Annotated in this window: 13 protein-coding genes; 5 read left to right on the forward strand and 8 right to left on the reverse strand. The window is 51.8% G+C overall.

The window, feature by feature from the left end:
- Positions 1–2: 2 nt before the first annotated feature.
- The gene (locus C1P89_RS07760) at positions 3–1973 is read left to right on the forward strand and encodes a phage tail protein (RefSeq protein ID WP_134799513.1); all 1971 of its coding nucleotides are present in this window, start codon (positions 3–5) and stop codon (positions 1971–1973) included.
- Positions 1974–1975: 2 nt separating this feature from the next.
- The gene (locus C1P89_RS07765) at positions 1976–2509 is read left to right on the forward strand and encodes a tail fiber assembly protein (RefSeq protein ID WP_000972127.1); all 534 of its coding nucleotides are present in this window, start codon (positions 1976–1978) and stop codon (positions 2507–2509) included.
- Between the two features lie 28 nt (positions 2510–2537).
- Here C1P89_RS07765 and C1P89_RS07770 read toward each other — a convergent pair whose 3' ends face one another.
- On the reverse strand, positions 2538–3065 hold the full coding sequence (locus C1P89_RS07770; RefSeq protein ID WP_005136499.1) for a tail fiber assembly protein: 528 nt from the start codon (positions 3063–3065) through the stop codon (positions 2538–2540).
- A 1-nt stretch (position 3066) separates the two neighbouring features.
- Positions 3067–4053, reverse strand: a complete 987-nt coding sequence (locus C1P89_RS07775) for a phage tail fiber protein (protein ID WP_001171283.1) — start codon at positions 4051–4053, stop codon at positions 3067–3069.
- Between the two features lie 104 nt (positions 4054–4157).
- On the opposite strand from C1P89_RS07775, the gene C1P89_RS07780 reads away from it, so the two are divergent.
- Positions 4158–4745 (forward strand): recombinase family protein, encoded by a 588-nt coding sequence (locus C1P89_RS07780; protein ID WP_000905057.1) that lies wholly within the window; start codon positions 4158–4160, stop codon positions 4743–4745.
- A gap of 35 nt (positions 4746–4780) precedes the next feature.
- On the opposite strand, the gene C1P89_RS07785 is transcribed toward C1P89_RS07780, so the two are convergent.
- The 6 genes from C1P89_RS07785 to C1P89_RS07815 are packed head-to-tail and all read right to left on the reverse strand — an operon-like array spanning position 4781 to position 10356.
- Complete coding sequence (locus C1P89_RS07785; RefSeq protein ID WP_000979959.1) at positions 4781–5269, reverse strand: phage tail protein; 489 nt, start codon at positions 5267–5269, stop codon at positions 4781–4783.
- Positions 5270–5281: 12 nt separating this feature from the next.
- A complete protein-coding gene (locus C1P89_RS07790; protein WP_005136501.1) occupies positions 5282–8089 on the reverse strand; it encodes a phage tail tape measure protein in 2808 nt (935 codons plus the stop codon).
- Complete coding sequence (locus C1P89_RS07795) at positions 8076–8231, reverse strand: GpE family phage tail protein (RefSeq protein ID WP_000333494.1); 156 nt, start codon at positions 8229–8231, stop codon at positions 8076–8078. The genes C1P89_RS07790 and C1P89_RS07795 overlap by 14 nt, the downstream gene beginning before the upstream one ends.
- A gap of 8 nt (positions 8232–8239) precedes the next feature.
- A complete protein-coding gene (locus C1P89_RS07805; RefSeq protein ID WP_000665306.1) occupies positions 8240–8605 on the reverse strand; it encodes a tail protein in 366 nt (121 codons plus the stop codon).
- A gap of 54 nt (positions 8606–8659) precedes the next feature.
- A complete protein-coding gene (locus C1P89_RS07810; protein WP_000290452.1) occupies positions 8660–9172 on the reverse strand; it encodes a phage major tail tube protein in 513 nt (170 codons plus the stop codon).
- Complete coding sequence (locus C1P89_RS07815; protein ID WP_000005357.1) at positions 9172–10356, reverse strand: phage tail sheath subtilisin-like domain-containing protein; 1185 nt, start codon at positions 10354–10356, stop codon at positions 9172–9174. The genes C1P89_RS07810 and C1P89_RS07815 overlap by 1 nt, the downstream gene beginning before the upstream one ends.
- Positions 10357–10513: 157 nt before the next feature.
- Between C1P89_RS07815 and C1P89_RS07820 the strand changes: the two genes are divergently transcribed.
- The gene (locus tag C1P89_RS07820) at positions 10514–11623 is read left to right on the forward strand and encodes a phage late control D family protein (protein ID WP_000132794.1); all 1110 of its coding nucleotides are present in this window, start codon (positions 10514–10516) and stop codon (positions 11621–11623) included.
- 240 nt (positions 11624–11863) lie between these two features.
- A protein-coding gene (locus C1P89_RS07825; RefSeq protein WP_088895425.1) for an IS3-like element IS2 family transposase occupies positions 11864–13092 on the forward strand; the annotation gives its coding sequence in 2 pieces (ribosomal slippage) (positions 11864–12179 and positions 12179–13092; 1230 coding nt in all).
- The last annotated feature ends 11 nt before the right edge of the window (positions 13093–13103 follow it).

The raw sequence follows: 13103 nt of genomic DNA on the forward strand, positions 1-13103 counted from the left end.
GCATGAGTACCACAACACGAAAATTTAAAACCATTATCACCGATACGGGTGCAAAAAAATTAGCGCAGGCAACCGCGCCAGATGGGAAACCTGTCCGCCTGACACATATGGCCGTGGGTGACGGCGGCGGTACTTTACCCACGCCAGACAGTAAGCAGACCCGTCTTGTGCATGAGGTGTGGCGACATACCGTTAATCGCGTCACCCTGGACGCAACACATCAGAACCACATTATTGCGGAGCTGGTTATTCCTCCTGAAACGGGCGGATTCTGGATCCGGGAAATTGGTGTGTTTGATGAGCACGGCGATTTGATCGCGGTAGGCAATACTGCCGAAAGTTACAAGCCAACCGTTGCCGAAGGATCCGGACGTGCACAAACATTTCGCACCATTCTGACCGTATCCAGCACTGCCACTGTGGCGCTTACCGTGGATAACACCATGGTGATGGCCACAGTGAATTACGTGGATGACAAACTGAAAGAGCATGAACAGTCACGACGTCACCCGGACGCCTCGCTGACCGCAAAAGGCCTTGTCCAGCTCAGCAACACCACCAACAGCACGTCTGAAACGCTGGCAGCGACACCAAAAGCCGTTAAGGCAGTAATGGATGAAACGAACAAGAAAGCCCCATTAAACAGCCCGGCACTGACCGGAACGCCAACAACACCAACTGCGCGACAGGGAACGAATAATACCCAAATCGCAAGCACGGCTTTCGTTATGGCTGCGATTGCCGCACTTGTAGACTCTTCGCCTGATGCACTGAACACACTGAACGAGCTGGCGGCGGCGCTGGGCAACGACCCGAATTTTGCGACCACCATGACTAACGCGCTTGCGGGTAAGCAACCGAAAGATGCCACTCTGACGGCGCTGGCGGGGCTTGCTACTGCGGCAGACAGGTTTCCGTATTTTACGGGGAATGATGTCGCCAGCCTGGCAACCCTGACAAAAGTCGGGCGGGATATTCTTGCGAAATCGACCGTTGCCGCCGTTATCGAATACCTCGGTTTACAGGAAACGGTAAATCAGGCTTCTGGCGCATTACAGAAAAACCAGAACGGCGCAGATATTCCGGGGAAAGATACCTTCACCAAAAATATTGGTGCCTGCCGCGCATATAGCTCATGGCTGAATATTGGTGGCGATAGTCAGGTCTGGACAACCGCGCAATTTATTTCGTGGCTGGAGAGTCAGGGAGCATTTAACCATCCTTACTGGATGTGCAAAGGCTCATGGGCTTATGCAAATAATAAGGTCATTACAGATACAGGTTGCGGAAATATTTGTCTTGCAGGTGCTGTGGTGGAAGTTATTGGCACTCGCGGCGCAATGACCATACGCGTTACCACGCCGAGCACGTCCAGCGGTGGCGGAATTACTAACGCTCAATTCACTTATATTAATCATGGTGATGCTTACGCTCCTGGCTGGCGACGAGACTACAACACGAAAAATCAACAACCTGCATTTGCTTTAGGGCAAACAGGAAGCACTGTCGGAAATGATAAAGCTGTTGGCTGGAACTGGAATAGCGGGGTCTATAACGCAAACATTGGTGGCGCATCGACATTAATCCTCCACTTCAATATGAATACGGGGAGCTGCCCTGCTGTACAGTTCCGCGTGAATTACAGGAACGGCGGTATTTTTTATCGTTCAGCGCGTGATGGTTATGGCTTTGAAGCTGACTGGTCAGAGTTTTACACCACAACCCGCAAACCCTCTGCGGGAGATGTTGGTGCATATACGCAGGCAGAATGTAACTCAAGGTTTATTACAGGTATTCGCCTTGGTGGTCTGTTATCTGTTCAGACATGGAATGGTCCCGGATGGTCTGACAGGTCAGGTTATGTTGTTACCGGTTCCGTTAACTCAAACAGAGATGAACTAATTGATACAACTCAGGCAAGGCCAATTCAGTATTGCATTAATGGGACGTGGTATAACGCGGGGAGTATTTAACGATGATGCACTTAAAAAACATTTCTGCTGGTAATCCTGAAACAAAAGAGCAATACCAGCTAACGAAACAATTTAACATCAAATGGCTTTATACAGAGGATGGGAAAAACTGGTATGAGGAACAAAAGAACTTTCAGCCTGATACGTTGAAAATGGTCTATGACCACAACGGCGTTATTATTTGTATTGAAAAGGATGTTTCAGCAATTAATCCGGAAGGCGCAAGCGTCGTTGAGGTTCCTGATATTACAGCAAATCGCCGGGCTGATATTTCAGGTAAATGGATGTTCAAAGATGGCGTAGTGATAAAGCGAACTTATACCGGGGAAGAGCAGAGGCAACAAGCGGAAAATGAAAAGCAAAGCCTGCTACAGCTCGTCAGGGATAAAACCCAGCTATGGGACTCACAGCTACGGCTGGGCATTATTTCCGACGAGAATAAACAAAAATTAACCGAGTGGATGCTCTATGCGCAGAAGGTCGAATCCACAGACACCTCCAGCCTGCCAGTAACGTTTCCCGAACAACCAGAATGAAACAAGGCCCGATATCGGGCCTTAATTTTTACTCAGGCTTTTGTGGCCATTCTGGCTTTGCCGTATCCACACGGCTGACCAGAACACTGTAGCGTTCCCATGCTTCCAGTCGTGTGCGTTCCTCGTCCGTCGCCATATTCAGCCTGACAGCGCGTTCCAGCGGCTGGATGACTGATTCAGCTTCGGAAAGCAATGCGGCCTTTTGTGATTCGGCCTGTTGTTGCTGTTCGTCAGCCGTATAAATCCGTTTAACCACAGCTCCGTCCTTAAACATCCACTTACCGGAATCATCAGCACGACGATTAGCTGTAATATCAGGAACCTCAACGACGCTATAACCTTCAGGGTTAAGCGTGGAGGCATCTTTGGTGATGGCGACAATAATATTATTTGCATCGTAAACAATCTTTATTGTGTCTGGCTGAAAGTTCTTCACTTCCTCATACCAGTTTTTTCCGTCCTCAGAGTAAAGCCAGATGACTCCGTGCTTCTTTGTTAACTCATACTGCTCCACTGTTTTAGCATTACCTGCTTTTATGTTCTTTAAGTGCATCATATTAAATACTCGCCACATTATACCAAGTGCCATTTATATACTTTTGCACTGGCCTGTAATGAACGCCTGCAATATTATCGGCAGAGTTTTTTCCGGTATCCTGTACGTTAATCCCCGTCAGTACATAGCCTGACGGGCACTGAAAATTCCATGTTTGCCAGTTGTTCACTCCATAATATTGCTGTGAACCAAGTCGAACATCTTTCACATATCTGGAATCAAAATTGCCATAGTTGCCGGGAATAACTTGCGAGCCGCAAAGCCAGTTCCCGTTATTATCCATGTACGCCTGACCATCGGTGCCATTGGCTGTCCTTGAGTTATTAATCATGTAGATGCCAAATTGCTTATTTCCCAGACCGCCAATCATAAATTTGCGGTCGGCATGGTCCTGACGGAGCAAAGCCTGAGCACCATCAGTGGATACCGCATTACGTCCCAAAATAACATTCTGGTCACGCATATGAATCCACATGCCGGTACTACTGTTAATTGCAAAACGGTTTGCAAATATATCCCCTGTAACATCAAGACCATGCCCCATGCTTATCCGGCCAGTTCTGAGATTAAGCGTAAAGGGGCGTAGTGGCCCTATATTACCATTTTCCCCTTCATTCTCTCGTGTAGGGATGATATGCAGGCATTCTTCAGAACGACGAAAAATGGCACCAAAAGATGAATTAAATATCCTCAGTGCATTGACTGTCGATATTTTCACTTCACTGCTGAAAAGGGCTTCAACAAGAACAGACAAAGCATTCCATTTAAGATTCATCAGGTCTTTAGGCCGGGTGCCAATGATGCGGTGTCTCCATTTGAAATATTCATTGCCGTTGTTGCCTGTTTCAAACCACATGTAGGAATCGGTGTCTGCATCCGAATTATTTTTAAACCCAATCTTTGCCCAGTCAGTATTTCGAATCCAGGCAAGGATTGAGTCGTTTTCAAAAGTAAGTCCACCGGACAACGTATCGCCATTTTTTTGCACGGCGTTACCAGCCTTGTTTACCGTTTCCTGTAAACCGAGGTTTTAGATAATGGCCGTTTCCGGCCTGCATGGCATGATTTGCGCTTTTGGACGGGAGATTCAGCGTGCTGATTGGCTATGTAAGGGTATCAACAAATGACCAGAATACAGACCTGCAACGAAACGCTCTTGTTTGTGCAGGATGTGAACAAATATTTGAAGATAAATTAAGCGGGACAAAGACAGACCGACCGGGATTAAAACGCGCTTTAAAGCGCCTTCAAAAAGGTGACACGCTGGTTGTCTGGAAACTGGATCGCCTCGGGCGAAGCATGAAACATCTGATTTCTCTCGTCGGGGAACTACGGGAGCGAGGAATTAATTTTCGCAGTCTGACCGACAGCATAGATACATCTTCTCCAATGGGGCGTTTTTTCTTCCACGTGATGGGTGCCCTGGCTGAAATGGAACGTGAATTAATTGTTGAACGTACACTGGCCGGACTGGCGGCAGCACGCGCACGGGGGCGCACAGGCGGACGTCGACCGAAGCTGACAAAAGAACAGCATGAGCAAATAGCAAGGCTGATCAAAAACGGGCACGACAGAAAACAACTGGCAATAATTTACGGCATTGGTATATCGACGATTTATCGTTACCACCCCGCAGGAGAATCAATCGGAACAATAGAGAAGAGTCAGGAAACAAAATAACCGCTAATCTGACCATTAGCGGTTTTTGTGTTAAATCAGAACAACCCTTTAACTGAACTGGCCGCGCTGTTAAGGGATGATGTTACCTTATCTTTGAAGCCGGACAGCATATCGCTGAACGATGAGGATTGCAGGCGCTCCCGCAAATCCTCATCACAGCGTTCAAGAGTCAGTGAAAATTCTATCTTTTTCGCCTTACCGTAGCGATCAAACTCGGAGCGGGTCGTATTCGTTTCGGTCAGGACATACATGCCGTAAATCTGCCCGACGCCATCAATCAGAGGCCAGGGTCGTCCTGTATACGCCTGCGTGGTCAGCAGCGACAGCGACACTTCGCCACCTGTAATTTCAGGATAAAGCACACCAGAAAGAACGATGCGCTCATCACCTGCACCGATATACTGCCAGCTTGCCGAACGGTTAACGCGTTCATTTTTCACATGCCGCCAGCTTTTGTTTTGCTGTAACTGCTGATGCGGCAATGTACGCAGCTCAAAAACAAACATGCCGTAGATCATCATCATGGCCATGACTCCTCAATCTTTATCGTAAAAACTGCCACGCCCGGCACGGGCGCGCCGTTCCATTTCTGCCCTGACCATTTCACCGACCAGTTTCGCCAGTTCGCGGGGATTCTGCGTAACAACGTTATGCAGATGAACATGAATTTCACCACCAAATCCGGAGGCAACAGGCTCCCGGTTACGGGAAGTTACAGGAACTGATGCCACTGGAGAGCGTATGGCCTCCGCCACCGGGCGGGAGCTGGCCGCAACAACAGGGACCAGCGCCGGAGGCAGCGGAGCCGGGACCACGGGTGTGATATTAATTGCGGGGGCAGGCTTACTGACCTGCGCAATCTTCCGCTCCTGCCACTCCCCACGAACAGCAAGTGCGCGGGGCAGGTTCTTAAAGACAATATCGCCGGGGCCAATGCGTTTTTTCGTCTCATCAACCAGCTTACCTGTGTTATCAGCAATTTTGCTGAGTCTGCGTAGCGTCCCGGTATTGCTGTCTGTGAGCGGTTTGTTGTCTTTGGGTTTATCACCTCCGGTGCCATTGCCATTTTCCACAGGCTTCGGCGGATTGATTTTCGCCAGGTCCCCCTGAAGCAAGGCAACCTTGTCCTGAAGAATGGCCGCACGCTGTGCGTCTTCGATTTTCTTGCGCGCCCTTTCCGCTTCATCCGGAAGGACGCCAAGTTTTTCAAGTATCCACGCCAGCGTATCCAGTAGCATTTTTGCAGGTGTCAGAACAAGTTGTAACGCACCGCCAAGAACGTTACCGAATATCTCGCCAGCACTGGCACATTTATCCAGCGTTTCCTTGCTGGACTCCATCGGTGACAGCAGCGATTTAAACCAGTTAAAGACCTGAATAATCCCATCGCGCACGACATCAAAAACAGGGCCAAACCGTTCAAAGGTTTCGCGCAACGGGGTCAGCCTTTCCATAATCCCGCTGAACACCCCGGCAAAAAATGCCCTGATGGGATCCCAGTATTTCCAGATAAGAACGGCAGCTCCGGCAAGCGCAGCCACGATAAGACTAACCGGACTGAACAGCGCCCCGATAGCGCCACCAAGTAAAGAAACGGAACCCGTCACCATTCCCCATAATGCAGGCAGAACCCTGACAACATTCATTGATTCGGTCAGGAGAGAAAAACCGAGACGCAACGTAGCCAGCTTCCCGTGAAGCACCCCAATAACCAGAGACAACGAACCAACCGTTGCTGTTGTCGCCAGCAGTGCGCCTCCCGCTATCAGTAACTGGCGCGTCAGTGCCGGGTGGGCCTGCGCCAGCGCCGTCACCTTTGAGACAACCCGCGTGAGCCACTGCGTGACAGAACGCAGCGGACCGTCAACCAGATCACTGATGCGAATACGCAGACCTTCCCATGCACTGCCGAGTGATTTCAGGTTGCCATCAAGGTTATTGGCCATAACCTTTGCCGTGCGTTCTGCCTCACCGCGCGCGCCTTCAAGTTCTTTTCTCAGTTTGGCTAAGAAGCCGTCACCTGCCGCATCAACGAGGCCCATAAATGATGTGAAAGCCTCTTCTCCGGCAATGTCCTTAAAGAACGATACCCGGTCAACCTCCCCGTATTTGCGGGTGGCTTTATAGAGATCGGCCAGCACATTCTCCATCGGGCGCATTTTGCCTTTGGCGTCAGCAACTGACACCCCCAGCTCTTTCAGTGCTTCTGCCGCTGCCTTTGGCGGTGATGACAGATTGGCCAGGCTTTTACGCAACGCTGTACCTGCATCACTCCCCCTGATACCCATCTTCGCCAGCACGCCCGCCATCGCTGCGGCCTGCTCCAGCGATATTCCCAGCTTACCCGCCACCGGACCTGCATATTTCATGGTTTCGCCCAGTGCGCGAAGGTCAGTGTTGGTACGGGTAAACGCTGCGGTAAGTGTGTCACCGACCCGGTCCATCTGGTCAGCAGAGAGGCCGAACTGCGTCAGGATATTGGAACCAATATCCGCCGTCTCGCCGAGGTCCATACCGCCAGCCGTTGCCATGCTCAGCACGCCGGGAAGCGCAGCCTGAATGGCCTGCGGTGTGAAACCAGCCATTGCAAGAAATGCCTGTCCACTGGCGGCATCGCCTGCGGTGAACTGCGTTTCAGAGCCAAGTTTTAACGCCTGCTCACGCAGCGCCTTAAACTGCGGGCTGTTTTTATCGATTCGCGTCAGTGCCTGAACACGGGACATCTCTTTCCCGAACCCGATAGCGGGCTGCAAAAAACGCCCGGCAGCATAGCCGCCCGCTGCCGCCGCACCTGTTGCCAGCGCACCACCTGTTTTCAGTTTTCCCGCTGTTTCCTGCGCGCGTGAATACCGCTCACGCGCCTGCGTTACACGCGCAAGCGCCCGCCGTTCGCGTTCAAGCTGGTTGTTGTATTGTCCGGTGCGTCTGATGGCCTGCTGGATGGTGTTATCGCTGCCTGTCAGGGAAATGCCGTGGCGTTTCAGCTCTCCGCCAAGTTCCCGCATTTTCTGAATTTCCCGTGTGCGCGATTCATTCAGGCGTTCAAGCCGGGTGCTTAACTGCTGCATCAGCTTTTGTTGTTTTTCGCTGAGCACTGTACCCGTGCGTTGTAACTGATTAAGGGCGTTAAGCTGGCGTCGTGCTTTCACGATGCCCGCATCCGCTTTACTGACAGCGTCACGGGCGCGCTCAAATGAACGCGCCTGACGCTCGAGATTTTTGATCGCCCCCTGCGTTCGCTGGATGGAGTCACCAAACTGCCCCATCAGGCGGCGGGCGTTTTCGGCAGGCCGGGTCAGCCTGTCAACGGCGCTGAAAGCGACCCGGATATCAAGAGTCTTCATTGTCTGCATTCCCGCTGCGAAGTGCCGCCCGCTCACGCCAGCTAACCACTTCGCCGGGCGTCATCATGAAGATTTCGGCGGGCGACCAGTTAAAAATGGCGGCAATATCCGCCACAAAGTCTTCTATGTGCTCAAAGCACACAACCGTGATCAGGCTTCCGTCGCCTGTTCGTTCTTCTCGCCAGAGTCCGCACCGCTCAAAAAATTTACGGCAACCACACATAACTGAATAAAGTCACGGGATGCCATTTTTTTGATCGTCACTTCATCCAGTCGCGGTGATGTCACGCGTGACAGCAGCGTAAACATGGATTCCGCTTTCAAATTCAGCACATCAGACAGCGACAAATCTCGCAGAGATCCAGCCTGCTCAATAGCCCCGGTGATCTCCACATACGTGATTTTTTCGCCGCCTCGCTCAATTGGTTGGGTAAGTTTTACGCCACGCTCACTGGTTTCTTTCACAGTGTCAGCAACGACCGTGTTTTCGGTATCGATGTTTTTCGTCTCTTTCATCAGGAAACTCCTTTCAGTCAGAGGCGACGCACTGCGCCGCCTGCATATTACTTATCAGCCAAGCCCGAGCGCGGAACGGATGCGATCGGGCACAATGTCCCTGCCGTCCTTCCGGTAAATGAAGTTCAGCAGGTCAATCTCCCACAACGGGCGATCGTTAACACTCAGCTTGTAGTAGGTGTTTTTAATGGCGTAAGTGTGTGATGTGGCTTCGCCCTGTTTGGCTTCCCCCATATCAATTTCCGTCACACGTCCGCGCATTTCGACTTCATACAGGTCGCTTTCAGCGTCGGTGTAGTATTCACCCGCAAAACGCAGCAGCGTACCGTCAATCGTGCCGCCATACTTAAGGAACAGCTCACGAACTGCGCCCCCCATGACAAAGCTCGCATCAAGCGCGGAGTCATCCAGGCCGAGATCAATACTTACCGCTCCCATCATGCCACCACCCCGGTAGCTGTCGGTTTTGCGCGTCAGCTTAGGCAGAGTGACGGACGTCACCTTACCCACTTCGTTTTCACCATCCACAAACAGCGTAAAAAAGCGAAGATGTTTTGGTACAGCCATCAGGCACCTCCCAGCACCGCAAATGCGGGACCAAAGAATTCATCAGTAAACGACTGGTAAAGCTCCATGTCTTCCAGCGGGGGAACAGGCGTATATTTGTAGCGAATACGCACGCGCCCCTGACGTAAATTCGTGGTGCCGTTATCCACCACGTCATACCAGCACGACGCCCCAATCAGTTTCCCGGCAGTAACCAGTGAATCCAGTTTTGCCCTGATGGCACCGATAACATCCTTCACGTTCGCAGGCGTCAGTGGACTGTCGATGGTTTCAAACTGCGCTTCCGCAATTGAATCAGCCAGCACCTGTGCGGTTCGGGTATACACCTCAAAGATGTAGGCGTTCGTTTCCGGTGTGCGGTTGCCCCAGAAGCGGAACCCGTTGCGACGAATAATGGTCGTGATTTCTTTGTTGTTGAGGCTGTTGGCATCACTGTCTTCGGCCTGCAACGACCAGAACACATGCCTGGACATCCCCAGCACATTTTTAACCGGAACGTTGGACAGCGATTTGTGCCAGCCCTGCTCATGGTCAATGTACGCACGAAGGCCGCACGCATAGGCAGGCGCGGGGAACGTTTCGTTTTTGCCACTTTTCGGGTTGTAGGCGATGAAGTCCGGCCATAAGAGCATCACCTCACGTTCGTTGAATTTCTGGCGGTAGGTAATTGCCTCAGCCATCGTGTTACAGTCATGACATGAGGCATACACAAACGCGCGCAGTTTACCCGCAATCACGCACAGGGATTTTGTCACCGCCTCCGTGTCCAGCTCCGGCGCGGCCAGAATACGCGGACGGTATCCGATGCTTTCATCCTGCTCTGCAACAAGCAGCGCATACATCCCCGTATAGCTGCCGTCAGATTCAGAACCACCGATAACCAGTTGATCCTGCGTTTTTCCGTCTTCTTCTTTGTGTTCAGCCACGCGAACGACGATCACCTTTGTGCTCACCTGGTCTGCGATGGCCTTAAGCGCACGATAAAGCGTCCCCGTTGTTCCGCATTTTCCCAGCACGTCATTGACGCGGGGCAGCAGTGTGGGCTTGTTCAGCGGGAACAGCTCCGCGTCCGCATCATCCGCCGTTGCCACGATACCGATAACGCTGGAATCAACATCGTTAATCGCTGTTACCAGGTCGGTATTTTCCGTAACACGGGCACCATGAAAACGAGTTTCACTCATAGCTTCAACCCCTTGTATCCGTTAAATGATTCGGCAACAATCATCACCCACCACGCGCGTAATCTCACCCCTGCGCCATTCTCCCGCCACGGCGACAACAAAAAGCAGTAACCCCCTCCGCACGCACATGCGACCATGCCACACAGGGAGGGAGCAGATGACCGACACCACCATGCAATTGCTCAGTCAGGGCACAGACCCCGTGAAAATGCCGGATTTTGATATTCTCGCGGAGGGTAAAACGCTGTCAGGCGTGGCAGAGCGCCTGATGAGCCTGTCACTGACCGACAACCGGGGATTTGAGGCGGACCAGCTCACCATCACGCTGGATGATGCGGATGGTCAGTTGCAGCTACCGCCACGGGGCGCGCGCCTGACGGTTCTCATTGGCTGGAAGGGAGAACCGCTGACAGAAAAAGGCACTTACATTGTTGATGAAATCGCTCACGAAGGACCGCCGGACAGGCTGACTGTTTCAGCCAGAAGCGCAGATTTTCGGGCTGAATTTAACGTTAAACGTGAGGTGTCCTGGCATGATGTGACCGTTGAGCGTGTGGTATCCGCCATCGCTCATCGGTATGGTCTGAAACCGCAAATCAGCGAAATGCTGATGGATATCGAAATCGACCACGCCGACCAGACCGAAGAAAGCGACATGTCCTTCCTTACGCGCATGGCGGAAATGCTGGGCGCAATCACCACGGTAAAAAGCGGTAATCTGTTATTCATCATGCCCGGTGGTGGCGTGAACGCACAGGGCCAGCCGTTGCCCTCGTTCGCCATCACACGCAGCAGCGGCGATCGCCATCAGTTCCGCATTGCTGACCGCGAAGCGTATACGGGGGTACGCGCTTACTGGCTTGATCTTAATTACGGGAAAAAGAAAAAAGTCAGCGTGAAACGCCGCAAACCGTCAAAACCAAAAAAGGAGAAAAGCAGCAGCCGGGAAGGCGACTATATGGAAGGTGCGGAAGGCAACGTGTTTGTGTTACGCAAAACTTATCAGAACGAGCAGGCAGCAAGACGTGCAGCGGCGGCAAAGTGGCAGCAGCTACAACGCGGAGCCGCATCATTCTCCATCACACTGGCGCATGGACGTGCAGAACTCTACCCCGAAATGCATGGCACGGTAACAGGATTTAAAAGCGAGATTGATAATCAGGACTGGATTATTGCAAAAGCCGAGCACACCATTGATAACAGCGGCTTTACCACGCAGCTTGAGCTTGAGGCAAAAATCCCGGAATGGATAGCAGAAACAGAGTGAGCAACTTAAATGTATTAACTCAGAACGGATCAACACACTCACAACATAGAGTCAATATAGCTGCTCGCTTTGTTCCAGCAAGGATGCCTATTTCTAAGGAAAAACAGAGCAGAAACATATGGTGTTTTCCTACCTGACATCAGGGGTGGTAGACTGGCCCCCTGAATCTCCAGACAACCAGTATCACTTAAATAAGTGATAGTCTTAATACTAGTTTTTAGACTAGTCATTGGAGTACAGATGATTGATGTCTTAGGGCCGGAGAAACGCAGACGGCGTACCACACAGGAAAAGATCGCAATTGTTCAGCAGAGCTTTGAACCGGGGATGACGGTCTCCCTCGTTGCCCGGCAACATGGTGTAGCAGCCAGCCAGTTATTTCTCTGGCGTAAGCAATACCAGGAAGGAAGTCTTACTGCTGTGGCCGCCGGAGAACAGGTTGTTCCTGCCTCTGAACTTGCTGCCGCCATGAAGCAGATTAAAGAACTCCAGCGCCTGCTCGGCAAGAAAACGATGGAAAATGAACTCCTCAAAGAAGCCGTTGAATATGGACGGGCAAAAAAGTGGATAGCGCACGCGCCCTTATTGCCCGGGGATGGGGAGTAAGCTTAGTCAGCCGTTGTCTCCGGGTGTCGCGTGCGCAGTTGCACGTCATTCTCAGACGAACCGATGACTGGATGGATGGCCGCCGCAGTCGTCACACTGATGATACGGATGTGCTTCTCCGTATACACCATGTTATCGGAGAGCTGCCCACGTATGGTTATCGTCGGGTATGGGCGTTGCTTCGCAGACAGGCAGAACTTGATGGTATGCCTGCGATCAATGCCAAACGTGTTTACCGGATCATGCGCCAGAATGCGCTGTTGCTTGAGCGAAAACCTGCTGTACCGCCATCGAAACGGGCACATACAGGCAGAGTGGCCGTGAAAGAAAGCAATCAGCGATGGTGCTCTGACGGGTTCGAGTTCTGCTGTGATAACGGAGAGAGACTGCGTGTCACGTTCGCGCTGGACTGCTGTGATCGTGAGGCACTGCACTGGGCGGTGACTACCGGCGGCTTCAACAGTGAAACAGTACAGGACGTCATGCTGGGAGCGGTGGAACGCCGCTTCGGCAACGATCTTCCGTCGTCTCCAGTGGAGTGGCTGACGGATAATGGTTCATGCTACCGGGCTAATGAAACACGCCAGTTCGCCCGGATGTTGGGACTTGAACCGAAGAACACGGCGGTGCGGAGTCCGGAGAGTAACGGAATAGCAGAGAGCTTCGTGAAAACGATAAAGCGTGACTACATCAGTATCATGCCCAAACCAGACGGGTTAACGGCAGCAAAGAACCTTGCAGAGGCGTTCGAGCATTATAACGAATGGCATCCGCATAGTGCGCTGGGTTATCGCTCGCCACGGGAATATCTGCGGCAGCGGGCTTGTAATGGGTTAAGTGATAACAGATGTCTGGAAATATAGGGGCAAATCCA

Origin of the sequence: Shigella sonnei, assembly GCF_002950395.1 — a bacterium.
Lineage (GTDB): Bacteria > Pseudomonadota > Gammaproteobacteria > Enterobacterales > Enterobacteriaceae > ECMA0423.